General features: G+C 64.8%; 16 protein-coding genes. 9 read left to right on the forward strand and 7 right to left on the reverse strand.

Annotated elements, in window-relative coordinates; all coding sequences use genetic code 11:
• Positions 1 to 51 precede the first annotated feature (51 nt).
• Positions 52 to 1632 carry an ABC-F family ATP-binding cassette domain-containing protein gene (locus V9L18_RS02720; RefSeq protein ID WP_337345649.1) on the forward strand — a complete coding sequence of 527 codons (1581 nt, stop codon included), beginning with the start codon at positions 52 to 54 and terminating at the stop codon, positions 1630 to 1632.
• Here the strand turns inward: V9L18_RS02720 and zapE are convergent.
• From zapE to V9L18_RS02740, 4 genes are read right to left on the reverse strand one after another with little or no spacing between them, the layout of a single operon-like run.
• A complete protein-coding gene (gene zapE / locus V9L18_RS02725) occupies positions 1629 to 2180 on the reverse strand; it encodes an AFG1/ZapE family ATPase (RefSeq protein WP_337345650.1) in 552 nt (183 codons plus the stop codon). The genes V9L18_RS02720 and zapE overlap by 4 nt on opposite strands.
• The gene (corA, locus tag V9L18_RS02730) at positions 2180 to 3175 is read right to left on the reverse strand and encodes a magnesium/cobalt transporter CorA (protein ID WP_337345651.1); all 996 of its coding nucleotides are present in this window, start codon (positions 3173 to 3175) and stop codon (positions 2180 to 2182) included. Before corA ends, zapE begins: the two co-directional genes overlap by 1 nt.
• 40 nt (positions 3176 to 3215) lie before the next feature.
• Positions 3216 to 3641 (reverse strand): DUF1761 domain-containing protein, encoded by a 426-nt coding sequence (locus V9L18_RS02735; protein ID WP_337345652.1) that lies wholly within the window; start codon positions 3639 to 3641, stop codon positions 3216 to 3218.
• Between the two features lie 10 nt (positions 3642 to 3651).
• Positions 3652 to 4188, reverse strand: coding sequence for an Lrp/AsnC family transcriptional regulator (locus V9L18_RS02740; protein ID WP_337345653.1), 537 nt, complete (start codon positions 4186 to 4188; stop codon positions 3652 to 3654).
• Positions 4189 to 4357: 169 nt separating this feature from the next.
• Here V9L18_RS02740 and V9L18_RS02745 point away from each other — a divergent pair, with 169 nt between their 5' ends.
• A complete protein-coding gene (locus tag V9L18_RS02745; protein WP_337345654.1) occupies positions 4358 to 5602 on the forward strand; it encodes an MFS transporter in 1245 nt (414 codons plus the stop codon).
• Positions 5603 to 5633: 31 nt separating this feature from the next.
• On the opposite strand, the gene V9L18_RS02750 is transcribed toward V9L18_RS02745, so the two are convergent.
• Both V9L18_RS02750 and V9L18_RS02755 read right to left on the reverse strand, forming a co-directional pair.
• Positions 5634 to 6137, reverse strand: coding sequence for an Lrp/AsnC family transcriptional regulator (locus tag V9L18_RS02750; protein ID WP_337345655.1), 504 nt, complete (start codon positions 6135 to 6137; stop codon positions 5634 to 5636).
• A gap of 124 nt (positions 6138 to 6261) precedes the next feature.
• Positions 6262 to 7548, reverse strand: coding sequence for an MFS transporter (locus tag V9L18_RS02755; protein WP_337345656.1), 1287 nt, complete (start codon positions 7546 to 7548; stop codon positions 6262 to 6264).
• A 101-nt stretch (positions 7549 to 7649) separates the two neighbouring features.
• On the opposite strand from V9L18_RS02755, the gene V9L18_RS02760 reads away from it, so the two are divergent.
• Together V9L18_RS02760 and V9L18_RS02765 are read left to right on the forward strand one after the other, a co-directional pair.
• Positions 7650 to 8630: a LysR substrate-binding domain-containing protein gene (locus V9L18_RS02760; RefSeq protein WP_337345657.1), complete on the forward strand. Its 981-nt coding sequence runs from the start codon at positions 7650 to 7652 to the stop codon at positions 8628 to 8630.
• 51 nt (positions 8631 to 8681) lie between these two features.
• Positions 8682 to 9632: an N-acetylglucosamine kinase gene (locus tag V9L18_RS02765; protein WP_443197921.1), complete on the forward strand. Its 951-nt coding sequence runs from the start codon at positions 8682 to 8684 to the stop codon at positions 9630 to 9632.
• Between the two features lie 54 nt (positions 9633 to 9686).
• Here the strand turns inward: V9L18_RS02765 and V9L18_RS02770 are convergent, their stop codons facing one another.
• Complete coding sequence (locus tag V9L18_RS02770; protein WP_337345658.1) at positions 9687 to 10727, reverse strand: pirin family protein; 1041 nt, start codon at positions 10725 to 10727, stop codon at positions 9687 to 9689.
• A gap of 261 nt (positions 10728 to 10988) precedes the next feature.
• On the opposite strand from V9L18_RS02770, the gene V9L18_RS02775 reads away from it, so the two are divergent.
• The 5 genes from V9L18_RS02775 (at position 10989) to V9L18_RS02795 (ending at position 15821) form a co-directional block, all read left to right on the forward strand.
• Positions 10989 to 12089, forward strand: a complete 1101-nt coding sequence (locus V9L18_RS02775) for an ABC transporter ATP-binding protein (RefSeq protein ID WP_337345659.1) — start codon at positions 10989 to 10991, stop codon at positions 12087 to 12089.
• The gene (locus tag V9L18_RS02780) at positions 12089 to 12790 is read left to right on the forward strand and encodes an ABC transporter permease (protein WP_337345660.1); all 702 of its coding nucleotides are present in this window, start codon (positions 12089 to 12091) and stop codon (positions 12788 to 12790) included. Before V9L18_RS02775 ends, V9L18_RS02780 begins: the two co-directional genes overlap by 1 nt.
• The gene (locus tag V9L18_RS02785; RefSeq protein ID WP_337345661.1) at positions 12787 to 13530 is read left to right on the forward strand and encodes an ABC transporter permease; all 744 of its coding nucleotides are present in this window, start codon (positions 12787 to 12789) and stop codon (positions 13528 to 13530) included. Before V9L18_RS02780 ends, V9L18_RS02785 begins: the two co-directional genes overlap by 4 nt.
• On the forward strand, positions 13527 to 14483 hold the full coding sequence (locus tag V9L18_RS02790; protein ID WP_337345662.1) for an ABC transporter substrate-binding protein: 957 nt from the start codon (positions 13527 to 13529) through the stop codon (positions 14481 to 14483). The genes V9L18_RS02785 and V9L18_RS02790 overlap by 4 nt, the downstream gene beginning before the upstream one ends.
• A gap of 117 nt (positions 14484 to 14600) precedes the next feature.
• Positions 14601 to 15821 carry a pyridoxal phosphate-dependent aminotransferase gene (locus V9L18_RS02795; protein ID WP_337345663.1) on the forward strand — a complete coding sequence of 407 codons (1221 nt, stop codon included), beginning with the start codon at positions 14601 to 14603 and terminating at the stop codon, positions 15819 to 15821.
• Positions 15822 to 15846: the final 25 nt, after the last annotated feature.

Below are 15846 nucleotides of genomic sequence, written 5' to 3' on the forward strand. Positions count from 1 at the left end.
TGATACGGACGGTTTCCTGCGCACGAACCTTCCCTGGATTGGACAGAGTCAATGAGTTTGATCCGGCTGAACGACGTCAGCGTCGGCTTCGAAAAAACACCGGTGCTCCGTGAAGCATTCTTCCGCCTTGAACCGGGAGACCGGGTGGGCCTCATCGGCCGGAACGGGTCAGGCAAGTCCACCATCCTCAGGCTCATCCTCGGGCAGATGGCACCGGATGCCGGCACCATCAGCCTGGATCCGGGTGTCAGCACCGCCTATTTTTCACAGTTCTCGGAACTGGACGGCGAGGCGAGCATCCTTGAGGTCCTGGACGGCCTGTTCAACCACATCAAGGACATTGAAACTGACCTGGCGGCCATCGACGCCGAGATCGCCGCAGGGCCGGGGGATGCTCAACTGGACATCCTTATCCACCGCCAATCGGAGCTCTTCGAGGACATGGACCGGCTGGACGGCTGGGACTACCAGCGGAGCATCGACAAAGTGCTCACCACCCTGGGATTCAACGACGCCCATCGTGTCTGCTCCATCGATGAACTGTCCGGTGGCTGGCGGAACCGCGCCGCGTTGGCCAAGATCCTGCTTGAGGCCCCTGATGTGCTTCTGCTGGACGAGCCCACCAACTACCTGGACGTGGCCGGCGTCGAATGGCTGGAGGGCTGGTTCCGGACCTTCAAGGGTGCGGCGATCATCGTCTCCCACGACCGGACATTCCTGGACTCCGTTGTCACCCGCATCGTGGAGGTGGAAAACTTCCACCTGCATGAGTACCCGGGCAACTTCGCTGAGTACGTCGTAGCCAAGCAGTTCCGGCTCAAGAGCCTGGAAAGCCAGTTTCTGCACGAGTCCGAGTTGCTGGCGTTCGAAGCCGAGGGCATCTCGGACCGCAGGGAGGCTGCCAAAGCGGCCAGTAAGGGGCTGGCCAACCAGCTGGCCAGGATCAAGAAGTCGCGGACGCCCCGGCCCGTGGATCAGATCATCACGGAGATCTACGGCGGCCTCTACGTCAAGGACGTGCTGTGCAGGGTGGATTCGCTCGGCAAATCCTATGACGGCCGGACACTTTTCCAAGACCTAAGCTTCGAGATTGGCCGCGGGCACCGGATCGCGGTCATCGGCGCCAACGGCAGCGGAAAGTCCACCCTCCTGCGGGCACTCACGGGCGAGGAGCCTGCCGATTCCGGTTCGGTCTCGTGGGCCAAGGGAGCGGGCATGGTCTCGTACAACCAGGTGCTTGAAGAGCTTAACGACGACGACACGGTCACCCACGCGGTCAACGCGATGCCCGACAGCCTGGCGCTGACTGCGACGAAAAAATCCGTCCACCGGTTTCTGGCGATGTTCCAGTTTTCCGATGCCGACCTCAAGCAACGGATCGGCAACCTCTCTGGTGGCCAGCGTGCCCGCGTGGCAATGGCCCAGTGCCTGCTCTCCGGGGCCTCAGTCCTGCTTCTGGATGAGCCTACCAACCACCTGGATCTCTCCAGCACCCAAGTCATGGAACGCGCCTTGCTGCATTTCCCCGGCGCCGTGGTGGTAGTCAGCCACGACCGGTTCTTCACTGAAAAGGTAGCCAATCGCCGTCTTGTATTCGGCGACGGTGCGGAAATCGGCGTTCACGCCGCCTAGCTTCCGGAGATACCTTCCGGAACCGCCTCGGCGGCCGATTCCACCCGCATTAGGACCGCCAGGTGTCGGGCAATCCTGGCCATCGCTTCCGGCACGTCTGAAGTGCCAGGAATGTGGGCGCCCCGCCAAGCGACGGTCGCGCGGTCCCAGTCGAGGGGGCTGCGCCCGATCAGGAACAGCGTCCGGCCCCGCTCCCGGAGGGCCTCCACGGCTTTGGCGAAGCGGATCCAGCCCAGGGCCATGTCTGCCGAGACCGCCTCGGGGTCCGGAACGCCGTCGATGACCCACGTGCTGTGCTGGTCCGCCAACGCCCGGTAGTCGGCCAGGGCCGCAGCGCCCCCGCAGAGCTCGGCAAATCCCACCCACAGCAGGTCCGGCTCAGCGTTTTTGGCCGTGAGCGGCGCGGTGGCTGGCGTCAGGATACGCTGCTGGGCGGCCGACGGCGGGAACAACCCGTAGGTGCCCAGCTGGTGATCTGTGCCGGGAGTGATGATCCGGCCATGGACCAGCGCCGCCGCAGCAGCGCCATCGTTCCCTGGGCCCGGCATCAGAGCCAGCCCTTCTTCTTGAAGATGCCGTACATCAGGCCTGCCGTCCCGGCCATCAAGGCAATGGCCATGGGGTAGCCCAGAGCCCAGTGGAGTTCGGGCATGTGGTCAAAGTTCATGCCGTAGATGCCGGCCACGAACGAAGGCGCAAAGAAGATCGCCGCCCATGACGAGATCTTCTTGACCTGTTCGTTCTGCTCGGCGCTGGCCTCGTTCTGGCGGTTGGCGGTCAGTGTCCCGTCCAGCGTCAGCGCGTTCTGGAGGAGGTCGCGGAAAGAGTCGGCACGGGAAATGACCCGCTCTACGTGGTCCTCCACGTCACGGAGGCTGTGCTGCAGTTCCGTTTCCACCCCGTACTTCTCGAACCCGCGCTTGAGCTGCTGCATCATGCCTGGGAGTGGGTGGATCGCGCGCTGGAACTGGATGACCTCCCGGGCGAGTTCGTAAATCCGGCGTGAGACCGTGCTGTCACCGCTGAACAGCTGGTCTTCGATTTCGTCGATGTCGTTCTCGAGCCCGGCCACCACGGGGGCATAGTCATCCACTACCTTGTCCAGCAGAGCGTAAAGGACAGCCTCCGGGCCGTGCCGGAGGAGCTCGGGCCGCGACTCCAGCCGGCGCCTCACCGTGGCCACCCCTGCCATCTCGGCATGGCGAACGGTGACGACAAAGTTCCGGCCAGTAAAGATGTGGAGCTCGCCGAATTCCACAGTTTCGGTGGCATCGAGGTAGCGGGCCGGCCGGAGCACGGTGAAGAGGTTGTCCTCGTACCGCTCAAGCTTGGGGCGCTGGTGCGCGGAAATCGCATCCTCGACCGCCAGGGCATGGAGGCCGAACTCGCTGGCCACGGCGGCCATCTCCGCTTGGGTCGGCCGGTACAGCCCGATCCAGGCCATGCCCCCGTGGTGGGCGAGCGTTTCGAATGTCTGTTCCATGGACTCTGGCTCAGCGCTGCGGACACCGTCCACATAGACGGCGTTGTCGATAATCGTCAACGGTGGAAGGGTCCTTTCGGTGAGGCGGCGCGACGGCGGTTCAGGACATGGCTCCGATGATCGCACCAGCAACGGTCATCGCCAGGAGGTCGTGGCCGGAGTCGATGAGGGTGACCGCGGCTGGCCGTCCGGCGAAGCCGTTATGGATGACATGTCCACCCGCGCGGAAAACCAAGGCCAGGACCAGGGCGAAGAACCCTCCGGCCATGGCATTGTCCAGGTCAAGTTTGCTGATCAGGACAGCAAGCAGAATGGCTGTCAGGGCTGCCGCGACGATCATCGGGATCCAGATCCGGGCGCCGCCGCTGATGTTCTTGAGGTCCTCCTCCGTCTTGCCGATCGCGGCCATCCACCTGTTGCCCAGCACGGCCGGCAGGTACCAGACGAAGCCGATAACCATGCTTGCAATGAAGGCGACCAGCACGGCCAGCCAATTGATCTGCGAGATATATGAGAGCCAATCCATGCTCGAAAGCCTAGTCGCTTGGCTGCCCGTGGGCGGCCCTGGGGGGCCGGGCCGGCCGTGTTGCCTGGGTTTGCCCGCCCTGTGCCAGCCTGCTGATCAGCGGTTCGGTCCGGTACGGGATGTGCGTATGGAGCGCCAGGACGGTTTCAGTCCGGATAACGCCCTTGATTCTGAGGATTTGGCGGAGCGCGGCCTGCAGGTTGTGGGTGTCCGTGGCCACCACACGGCACCAGACATCGCCCCGCCCGGAAATTTCGTGGACTTCCAGGACTTGGGGGAGGAGCCGCAATGCCGACACAACGCCGTCGAGCTCCCGGTGCGTGACTTCAATCGTCACGAAGGCGACGACGTCGTACCCCACCGCCTCGAGGTCGATCTCGCGGCCGCCGTCGTGGAGGACGCCGGCACGAAGCAGCCGCCGTACACGCGACTGCGCAGTGTTGCGCGCGATACCCAGAGAGTCGCTGAGTTCGCCGATCTGCACGCGGGGATCGCGGATCAGCTCCAGCAGGATCTTCAGGTCGGTGGGGTCAAGGGTGTTGTTCAAAACTCTCACTTTCCGGCATGAATGTGGCTAGGAATTGATGATTTTGACCAATTCTTGCATGAACAAAGGATCAATCGGGCAGTTGTGCCGCAATCTGTAGATATCCGTTCTTACCCTGCCGCCGGATCCCACAAGGACACCCGGCGCCGGTCGAAGCAAAGGCACAAGATTGACAGTTTTCAGTGAACTCCGCATGCGTCCAGCCCCCGCTGGCCGCGCGGGCTGGGATGCTTCCACAACTGCACGGCTGGTTATCGCCGGAACCGTCATTTTTACCCTGCTGGTAGGCGCGAACCTGGCTACACCCCTGTATCCGCTGCTGCAGGCCAGATTGGGGCTTTCGTCTTTCGGGATCACCGTTGCCTTCGCCAGTTACGTGCTCGCCCTCGTATCCACCCTGATGCTGGCGGGGCACTGGTCGGATCACATCGGCCGGCGGGCGGCATTGATCCTTGCTGTTGTTGTGGGGCTTGCCGGTGGCTGGATTTTCGCGCATGCGGATGGCCTGGCAGCTCTCTCCGCCGGGCGCGCCCTGCAGGGGGTGGCGGTGGCGCTGGCCACTGGGGCAAGTGCCGCCGCGCTGCGGGAGCTGCTGCCCACCCGCCCGGAATGGGCCTCGCGTTTTACCCTCCTGGCCTCCGCGGGAGGTGTGGCGGCAGGTCCGGCCATTGGTGGACTCCTGTCCACGCTGCCCGAGCACACGACGGCACCTTACTACGTGCATTCCGCGCTGCTTGCCGTCCTGCTCGTACCCCTGTACCTGCTCCAGGCCCGGCCGGCAATCATGCCTGGGGACGGCGCCAGCCCGTTCAAGGCGCTGGCGCCGCGACGGCCGTCCGTGTCCACGGAGGCGAGGGGGGCTTTCTGGCTCGCGGCCGCCGTCGGGTTCCTCAGCTTCTCAGTCTTTGGATTCTGCCTGTCCTTGGCGCCGGGCTATTTTGCCCAGATCGTGCATGCCGAGTCCCGCCCGGTCATCGGTGCCCTGGCGGGGCTGACGCTGGGCGCCTCCGCCCTGAGCCAGCTCCTCCGTGCCCGCGGCCGGTATGTGGTCCCGGCGGGCTTGGCAGTACTGGGCGTTTCGGTGCTGCTGCTGGCTGCCTCCGCGGCTTGGGACAGTCCGTTGCTGCTGGTTGCCGCCAGCATCTGTGCCGGGTTGGGGCAGGGGGTGGCCTTCCGCGTGGTCTTCAACGACGTCGCAGCCAAAGTGGAATCGGCGCATCATGCGCAGGTCATCAGCACGGTATATGTCATCACGTACCTGGGAAGCGCCGTCCCGGTACTGGGACTGGGATGGGCGACGGCGGTGTTCGGGCTGGCAGCGTCTGTCACCGGCTTTGTGGTGCTGTGCGGCGCCGCGTCCTTTGCGATCGCTGCACTCGCATTGCGGACGGCCGTTCGGGGCGCCCGCCGCTAGCACACGCTCAGTGCGGGAGCGTGGGCAGTGGCTACTCGGGCAGCGGCCCGTGGTTTCCCTGGATGTGGTCGAATACAAGGGTTGTCTCCGTGTGGCCAACCACAGGGTCTGTCGCCAGGTTGTCCAGCACCCAGTCCCGCAGGTCCTCGGTGCTGGCCACGGCGATGTGCAGCAGGTAATCAACGGATCCTGAGGTGTGGAAGGTGGACAGGACCGCCGGAAGATGCGGGACGCGGGCAGTAAAGCGGTCGATCTGGTCCCGGTCGTGGGCCCTGAGCCTGACGGCCACGAGTGCCTGCACGGACCGTCCGATGGCGGACAGGCTGAGCTTGGCTTCGAAGCCTTGCACGATGCCGCGTTCGGAGAGCGCCCGAGTGCGCATGAGCGCGGTCGAGGGCGCGATGCCCACGAGTTCGGCAAGCTGCTTGTTGGAGATCCGGGCATCATCAACCAAGGCCGCGAGCAGCCGCTCGTCGATGGCATCCAGGGGTTCGGAATGGGCCCCGGTCCGGACGTTCTTGGCGTTGCTGCTCATGGGATCTCCTCAAAGTGTGCTGAGTTCATCCTAGACGTCCCATTCCGCCCATTCACCCCGCGGGCAGTCCGGGTGTCCGAATAATCGCCAGTACTTTTAGGCTCGGCCAGCCGATAGTTCGCAACTAAGCAGCAGCAGCTTCCTGTGAGCCGGCGGACGGTTCCGGGGCCGTTCGGGTCTCACGCCAGGGATGGGCGACGGCGACAGTTACCGCGGTGAGGCAAGCCAGCGCCATCACGGTTGCTGCCAGGGCCGGCCAGCCCCAGGACTGGAAGACCAGCCCGCCAGCCCAGCCGACGACACTGGAGCCGAGGTAATAGGAGAGGTTGTACAGCGACGCGGCCTGCGCCCGGCCCGTCGAGGCGATGGTGCCTGTCCAGCCGGCGCCGATGCTGTGGGCTGCAAAGAAGCCGCCAGTAAATATCACCAGGCCAAGCAAAATGATTGCCAGCACTTGTGTGAGGGTCAGGGCAAGCCCAGCCACCATCAGGAATACGCCTCCCAACAGGACATTCCGGCGCCCGAAGCGCAGGGTCAATCCCGCTGCCCAGCGTGAGGAGACAGTTCCGGACAGGTATGCCAGGAAGATCAGGCTGATCAACGTGGCCGGCAAGCCAAAGGGAGCGGCGGCCAGCCGGAAGCCGAGGTAGTTGTAGACGGCTACAAAGCCGCCCATCAGCAGGAACGCCTGGACATACAGGGCCAGCAGCCTCCGGTTACGGACATGGCCGGCAAGCGTCCTGAACGCGCCCCGCAGGCCTGCCGCCTTCGCCGGCGTGAACCCCCGGGCTTTGGGGACCAGCAGCAGGAACAGTACCGCTGCCACGGTGGCCAGCAGTGACACCGCTAACGCGGCTGCCCGCCATCCCCAGAGTTCACCGACGGGCCCGGCAACGAGCCTTCCGGCGAGGCCGCCGAGGGTGGTTCCCGCGACATAGCTTCCGGCCGCCAAGGCAGCATGTGCCTTGTTGACTTCCTCGTTGAGGTAGGCGATGGCGATGGCAGGTATCCCTCCCAAAGCCATTCCCTCCAGCAACCGCAGCCCCAGGAGTATCCCGAAGTTTTCGGCGAGTGGCACGAGCAGGCCGAGGACCGTGGCGGCACTGATACCCAGGGCCATAGCTTTCACACGTCCGATCCTGTCCGCGAGGAAGGACCAGGGGATGACTGTGACCGCCAGCCCAACAGTGGCCAGTGAAATGGTGAGCCCGGCCTCGGCAGCTGTAATCCGCAGGTCGATTGCCATCATCGGCAGCACGGCCTGCGTGGAGTAGAGCTGGGCAAATGTGGCGACGCCGGCAAAGGCCAGGCCAGCCAGGACCTTCCCGTACGCAGCGGAGCCTTTCGGATGGCCTTCCCACGACGTCGGAACTGGTCTCCCGTTGCCGGCCGAACGCTGATCTGTGCCCATTTCTCCACGATAGACGCCGGGCAATATATGCTTCCAATGCATGTTTGCCTTGAATTTCATATCAAAAATGGAACGGAATAACCGGCTGGAAAGGTGGCTCCATGGACGCTGACCAGAAACAAATGGCCCAACTGCTCCCGCTGTTGCCTCTCCTTGCCGAGCTGGGACGGACGCAGCACATCACCGAAACGGCCGAGCTCCTGGGCGTGCCGCAGTCCACGGTGAGCCGCGCACTGAGCCGCGCCAGCGCCGCCGTCGGAACCGAACTCCTGATCCGCGACGGCAGGGGAGTGCGCCTGACGGCCGCCGCCCGGACACTGCTTCCATTCATCGAAGCTGCGCTGGACGAATTCCAGACCGGGCTGGACCTGGTCCGGCACGAATCGGACGTCGTACGCGGAAGGATATCCATCTCGTTCCAGCACACCTTCGGCGAGGCCACCCTGCCGCTGCTGGTCAGCGCCTTCCGCAGCCGCCACCCCGAAGCAGGTTTCACTTTCAGCCAGGGTGCAAGGGACAGCTGCCTCGCGGAGTTGGCATCCGGACAGGCGGACCTGGCCCTCACTGCTCCCGTGGCGCCGGCAGGCCGCTCCGTTTCGTCGGCAGCGCTCTACCGCGAACCGCTCCGGCTGGTAGTCCATCACTCCCACCCGCTGGCGTCCCGCCGCAGCGCCCGGATCCAGGACATCCGGACCGATCCGTTTGTGGCACTGGGGTCCGGCTATGGCCTGCGTTCCCTGACGGACGCACTCTTTCGCGAAGCAGGCTTCCGGCCGCGCATCGCCTTTGAAAGCCAGGACTCCCACACGGTGCGGGGGCTGGTATCGGCCGGGCTTGGCGTGAGCATCCTCCCGCCCGGCGGCAGCGGCCCGGGCCGTGAGGTCAGCCCGGAGACCGGCAACCTGGGCTGGGTCGAAGTGGCAATTGAGTCAGGCCTGGCCTTCCGGGAAATCGGACTGGCGTGGCGATTGCGTAAACCCGGCCCCGATGCCGAACCTGACGCTGTCCGGCTTTTCCGGGAGATGGTCCTTAAGGAGGGACCACAGCTGCTGGCAGGCCTCGTCCAATCCCGCAGCGTATGAAATGGTGACGGCGGCGCAGGCTTCCCGAACGGGCATCAGTAGGCTGGTGATGTGACTGACATCGAAAATCCCCTGACCCCGTCCTCCGCAGAACACAGCCCCGCCGGACGCAGCCCCTTATCAGGAACCGTCATCGGGTTGGACATTGGGGGAACCAAGACCCGCGGGGTCCGTTTTGTTGACGGAAGGGTGGTCGCAGACGAGTCCGCCGGCAGTTCCAACGTCCAAAACGTCAGCCGCGAGGAAGCGGCCTTCAACCTCGCTGACCTGTTCGCCCGGATCGGCGGCGGCAGCGTCTCCCAGGTGTACGCCGGCGCAGGCGGGATCGACACGGATGACGACGCCGCAGCGCTCGCGGCACTGATTGAACCCCACGTTCCCGGAGCCAGGATTACGGTGGTCCATGACTCCCGCCTGCTGCTGGCGGCCGGCCGGGCCAGCACAGGCGTTGCAGTGATCGCCGGAACGGGCTCAGCGGCCTGGGGCCGGAATGCCAAAGGCGAAGAGGCCCGGGCCGGTGGCTGGGGCTATCTCCTCGGCGATGAAGGCAGCGGCTACTGGCTGGGGCGCGAAGCTGTCCGCTACAGCTTGCGCAGGATGAACCAGGGCCTTCCGGTCGACCAGCTGACGGCGGCGCTCCTGGCCTCCTGCGGGGTAAATGATCCCAACCGGCTGATCTCGCTGTTCCATTCCCCGGACACCGGCCGCCGGTTCTGGGCGCAGCAGGCGCGCCTGGTGGTGGAGGCGGCTGCGGCAGGCCACGCCGCAAGCCAGGAGCTCCTCGACCAGGCCGGCAGCGACCTCGCAGCCCTGGCCGCGCAGGCGCTCGGGAAGCTGGGAATTGACGGGCCCGTCATTCTGGGCGGCGGCCTGGGAATGAATGTTGTCCCGCTCCAGGACGCTTTCCGCAAGCATCTGGCCGCTGCGGGCATCACCGACGTGCGCGTACTGGACCAGGAACCTGTGTTCGGTGTCCTGCAGCTGGTCTCCGAGCAGGAGTAGCCCAAGGGGGCCTGCCGGACGGCCAGTTCTGACTGACCTACCGGCAACGGCCCGTCACGGGAGGGTACTGCGCTTCCGCGGCGTCAGCCGCACGGTTGGCAGGACGGGCGCGGGGATCCGGCCTGCTTCAGCACCGGCGTCGGGCCCGTGCCCTTCCACCAGCCCGTAGCGTGCTTCCCTGGCCTCGGAACCAGGCATACCGGCCTGAGCCTCCCAAGCCTCACGAGCCTCCTCCACTTCCTCATGGGTGCGTGCCACGAAGTTCCACCACATCAGGAGTTCCTCCTGGAATGGTTCGCCGCCGAGGAGCACGAACCTGGTGTCCGGGAGCGCCTCAACGGCCAGCTGCGTCCGTCCCACGCCCAGGTAGCCCAGCGGCCCCGGCGGAATCTCCTGCCCGTCCACCACCAGCCCGCCGTCGAGCACCAGGACGGCATGTTCGAAGTGTTTGTTGAGGGGGAGCACGGCCGGGCCCGCGCACGAGATGTCGACGCCGACGATCGGGGAGTACATGGTGGCCGGTGACGCCGCACCGGCGAATTCCCCTACCATCACCGTCGCGGTGAATCCTTCACCGGTCACGGACGGAAGTTCGCGGTGCTGCTCGAAGGCAGGCTCCGTGTGCCGGTGGCTGTCCGGGAGCGCAACCCAGAGCTGGAGCCCGCGCTGCAGCGGCAGCTGCCCGCCGCCGTCGGAGGTGGGGAGCGACGACGGCAAAACAGCAAATTCCGAATGGGAGACGCCGCGCCCGGCCGTCATGATGTTCAGTTCGCCCGGTCGGACCACGACGTCGCTGCCCACGCTGTCCCGGTGGCGGATATGCCCTGCCAGCGGCCATGTCACGGTCTGCAGCCCGATATGCGGGTGGGGGAGCACGGACATTGCGGTCCTGTCCGGTCCGAAGCTATCCAGGAAGCACCACGCACCGATGGTGGGCAGGCCCCGCTGGGGTAGCGTGCGACGAACATTCATGGCCCGCACCCCACCCAGCGGAACTTCCCGTTCCGGCCAGAGCTGCAGGCAAGGGCCCGAACTGTCTTCGGGGGCCGCCGGTGGACAAACTTCCTGCTCGGGAGTCACTTCGAGATTGGTCACAGTCCAACTCTAGGCCCCCCGCGCGCCCCGGTCAGTGCCCAAAGCCCTGCGGCCGCCGGGGCCGTTGGCGTCCCTCCGCAACCTCCGCCCATCCGCACAGGCGAGGTCTCCGAATGATTACAGTAGGGATTCCTTCGCCCACTTTCCGTGCGCCACTGGTTAAGCTGAGGTCGGGATGAGGGTTACCGTGATTATCAGTGTGCTTGTTTACCGAGTCGATCCGCAGTCCGATGCCGTCCAACAGAACAGGTAAGTCCCGCAATGGACCAGGCCATGATTGAGTTCCAAAGCGTCACCAAGCAGTATCAGGGCGGGCACCCTGCCGTGGACCAGCTGACCATGTCAATCGACAGGGGTGCGATCACCGTTTTCGTGGGCCCGTCCGGCTGCGGCAAAACCACGTCGCTGCGGATGATCAACCGCATGGTCGAGCCAACGTCTGGCGTCATCACCGTGGATGGCAAGGACGTCACCTCTGTTCCCGCAGCCGAACTCCGGCGTTCCATGGGTTACGTCATGCAGTCTTCAGGGCTGATGCCGCACCGAACGGTGCTGGATAACATCGCCACCGTTCCCCGGCTCAACGGAGTCCCCAAGGCTGAAGCGCGCAAACGCGCCGAAGAGCTGCTCGACGTCGTCGGACTGGCGTCCGTCCTGGGAAAGCGGTACCCCTCCCAGCTGTCCGGAGGGCAGCAGCAGCGCGTTGGCGTAGCCCGTGCGCTCGCCGCCGACCCGCCCGTGCTCCTGATGGATGAGCCGTTCAGCGCGGTGGATCCCGTGGTGCGGGACGAACTGCAGCAGGAACTCCTGCGGCTGCAAAAAGACCTGGCCAAAACCATCGTTTTTGTGACCCACGATATTGACGAGGCCACTGTCCTGGGAGACAAGGTGGCAGTCTTTGCCGTGGGCGGCAAGCTGGCCCAGTACGCCACCCCCGAGGAAATCCTGCGGGCCCCCGCCAACGACTTTGTTGCAGCTTTCGTCGGCCGGGACCGGGGGTTCCGCCATCTGGGCTTTACGGCGTCCGACGGCGTGGGGATCCACCCGGTGCCCACGCTCGTCCGGGGAGATTCGGGCTTCGCCGGGGACGCCGGAGCTGTGTCAGGCTGGCAATTGGTAGTGGACAGCGACATGCGCCCGCTCGGCTGGGCGGGTCCGGGAACGGATAGCGAACTCATTCCCGGCGGCTCCCTGTTCCGGCCTGGCGAGACCCTTCGCCGGGCCCTGGACGCTGCGCTCTCCTCGCCCTCGGGCCTGGGTGTGGCCGTGGACCGGGAGGGCCGCGTCCTGGGCACCATCAGGGCACAGGAGGTCCTGGCTGTCATTGAGGAAGCCCGCCAGGTCCGGCAGGCTGCGCTCTGATGAACTGGTTCCTGTCGAACAGCGGCATGGTCATGGAACGGGCGGGGCAGCACTTGATCCTTGCCCTGATCCCTATGGTGCTCGGACTGGTTCTCTCGATTCCGCTGGCCCAGCTCGCACGGATGAACGCCACGCTCCGGTCTGTTGTGCTGACGGCAAGTTCACTGCTGTACACCATCCCGTCGCTGGCCCTGTTCATCATCTTGCCGCCCCTCCTGGGAACCCGGATCCTCGATCCGCTGAACGTTATTGTTGCCCTCACCTTGTACGCGGTCGCGCTCCTGGTGCGAGCCGCCCTGGATGCCTTCGACTCCGTGGACGAAGACCTGCGCCAAGCCGCGGTGGCCATGGGCTACAAGCCCTGGCTGCGGTTCCTCCAGATTGACCTGCCGCTGTCCCTCCCGGTGATGTTCGCGGGGCTCAGGGTGGTATCCGTCAGCAACATCTCCCTCGTCAGTGTTGCCGCCCTCCTGGGGGTGGGTAACCTGGGCATGCTGTTCACTGACGGCCTGCAGCGGACCTTCGTCACTGAAGTGGTGGTGGGCATCGTGGCCATCCTGGTGCTGGCCCTGCTGATGGACATGGTGCTGGTGCTGCTGGAACGGTTGCTGACGCCATGGACGCGGGCTGCGAAAGCCCCTGCCGATTCAGGCATGAAAGACGCCGCAGGCCTGCCCTTGGCTGTGGAGACGGCACGATGAGCATCTTCCTGGAGACCATCGCCTGGCTGACCGACCCCGCGCACTGGTCCGGAAGCTCGGGCATCGCCGTCCGCCTGCTGGAGCATCTGCAGTACAGCGGCCTGGTGCTGGTGATAGCAGCCGCCATTGCGGTCCCGGTGGGGTTGTACATCGGGCATACCGGCCGGGGGCGCGTGGTTGCCGTCGCCGTGGCCGGCGCGCTGCGTGCCCTCCCCACCTTGGGGCTGCTCGTCCTTTTCGCACTGCTCGCAGGCAGCAGCCTTATGCCGCCGGTTTGGGCACTGGTGATTCTCACCGTTCCGCCGCTGCTAGCCGGAACGTATGCGGGCATCTCCAGCGTTGAACGGACAGTGGTTGATGCCGCCCGGGCCATGGGAATGACCGAGTTGCAGATCCTCTTCCGCGTGGAAGTACCCAACGGCCTGCAGGTCATGTTCGGCGGCATCCGCACAGCCGTGCTCCAGGTCATTGCCACCGTATCGGTTGTTGCCTACCTGCCGCTCGGCGGCCTCGGCCGGTATCTCTTCGACGGCCTGGTCCTGCAAGACTTTCCCCGGATGCTCGGCGGTTCGCTGCTCATCGCGGGGCTGGCCATCGCCGTCGACCTTATTCTTGCCGCGGTGCAGAGAATGGTGCTCTCGCCCGGCCTGTCCACCGATCCCGACGGCGGCCACAAGGCTCCCGCCGATCTTACGGTTGCCGCGCCTGCGGCAGCTGCTGTTCAAGGAGGCACCCCATGAAGAACCCAGTACGGACAACCATCACCCGCCGGAGCCTTGCCGGCCTCGCGGCGGGCGTTGGCCTCGCCGTCGCGCTCTCCGCCTGCGGCGGCGGCGACCCCCTGTCCACCCCCACCACTGGCGGAACCGGCGGGTCAACCGGCGGACCGCTCGTGGTTGGATCGGCAGACTTCCCGGAGAGCCAGATCGTGGCCGAAATCTACGCCGGCGCCCTGACGGCTGCCGGTGTCACGGCCAGCACCAAGCCCAACATCGGATCACGCGAGATCTACTTCAAGGCTGTGCAGGACGGCTCGGTCGACCTCGTCCCGGACTACTCCGGCAACCTGCTCTCGCACGTGGACCCCGAGGCCGCCGAGGTCTCTGCTGACGATATCTACAAGGCCCTGCCGGAGAAGCTCCCCGAGGGCCTGGCAGTCCTGGAGGCATCAAAGGCTGAGTCGAAGGACGCCATGGTAGTCACCAAGGCAACGGCCGAGAAGTACCAGTTGAAGTCCATCGAGGACCTCGCCAAGGTCTGCAAGGACCTGACCATGGCCGCGCCGGCGACCTTCGAAACCCGGGCCTACGGCTTCCCGGGGCTCAAGGCGAACTACGGCTGTGAGCTCAAGGCGCTGAAGCCGTTCAGTGACGGCGGCGGCAACCTGACGCTGCAGGCACTGCTGACCGATGAGGTCCAGGTGGCTGATATCTACACCACTACGCCGTCCATCGCGGACAACGACCTCGTGGTGCTCGAAGATCCCAAGAACAACTTCAAGGCCCAGCAGGTCCTGCCCCTGTACAACGAGGCCAAAATGACCGACAAGGCCAAGGAAGCCCTCAACGCCGTTTCGCGGATTCTGACCACCGATGACCTGGTCAACCTCAACCGTGCAGTCAGCGGCAGCCAGAAGCAGAACGCCAAGGACGCTGCCGCCGCCTGGCTCAAGGACAAGGGCATCGTCAAGTAGCCCTTGCTTTCTGTTCAACCACGACGGCGGCTGCCGGACTTTCAGTGTCCGGCAGCCGCCGTCGAACGTGTCCGAGGTCTCAACGGAAGTACATCCTTCCTGTGGCATATTTGATGGATGGCAGAATTCAGGCAGTCCACCAAGCTTCACAACGTCCTTTACGACATCCGTGGACCGATTCTTCAGGCCGCCCAGCAGATGGAGGCGGAGGGTCACCGGATCCTCAAACTGAACATCGGAAACCCCGCGCCGTTTGGATTTGAAGCCCCGGACGCGATTTTGGTGGACATGATCCGCCACCTGCCGCATGCCCAGGGGTATAGCGACTCCCGCGGCATTTTTTCGGCCCGGACCGCCGTCTCGCAGTATTACCAGACCCGTGGCATCCAGAACATCCATGTGGATGACATCTACCTGGGCAACGGTGTCAGCGAACTCATCACGATGTCCCTGATGGCGTTGCTGGACGATGGCGACGAAGTCCTGATTCCCACCCCGGACTACCCGCTGTGGACCGCTTCGGTGGCCCTGGCCAGCGGCAAACCGGTGCATTACCTGTGCGACGAGGAGTCCGGCTGGCAGCCGGACCTCGAAGACATGGAAGCCAAGATCACACCGCGCACCAAGGGCATTGTGGTGATCAACCCGAACAATCCCACCGGGGCCGTCTATCCCGAAGAGACGCTGAAGAAGATTGTGGCCCTGGCCGAGAAGCACGGGCTGGTCCTTTTCGCAGATGAAATCTACGAAAAGATCCTGTATGAGGACGCGGTCCACGTAAACCTCGCCGGGCTGACCGGAGACGACGTCCTTTGCCTCACCTTCAGCGGACTCTCGAAGGCCTACCGGGTCTGTGGTTACCGGGCTGGCTGGATGGCCATATCCGGGCCCAAGAAGGATGCCTCGGATTACTTGGAGGGCATCAACCTGCTCGCCAACATGCGCCTGTGCGCCAACGTGCCCGCCCAACATGCCATCCAGACGGCGCTCGGCGGCTACCAGAGCATCAATGACCTCATCCTTCCCGGCGGGAGGCTCCTGGAGCAACGCAACAAGGCGTATGACATGCTGAACGCCATTCCAGGAGTCAGCACACAACAGGCCAGGGGTGCGCTTTATCTGTTCCCGCGACTGGACCCGGAGGTCTACCACATCCGGGACGATGAAAAATTTGTCCTGGACCTCCTGAAAGAGCAGAAGATCCTGGTTTCGCACGGCCGTGCCTTCAACTGGGTGCGTCCGGACCACTTCCGGATGGTCACGCTGCCCAACGTCAAGGACATCGAGGAGGCTGTGGGGCGCATGGGGGACTTCCTAAGCAGGTACCAGGGGAACTAGCCTGTGGTGACGTGCATCCTTGGCA

The organism is Pseudarthrobacter sp. CCNWLW217, assembly GCF_037203985.1.
Lineage (GTDB): Bacteria > Actinomycetota > Actinomycetes > Actinomycetales > Micrococcaceae > Arthrobacter.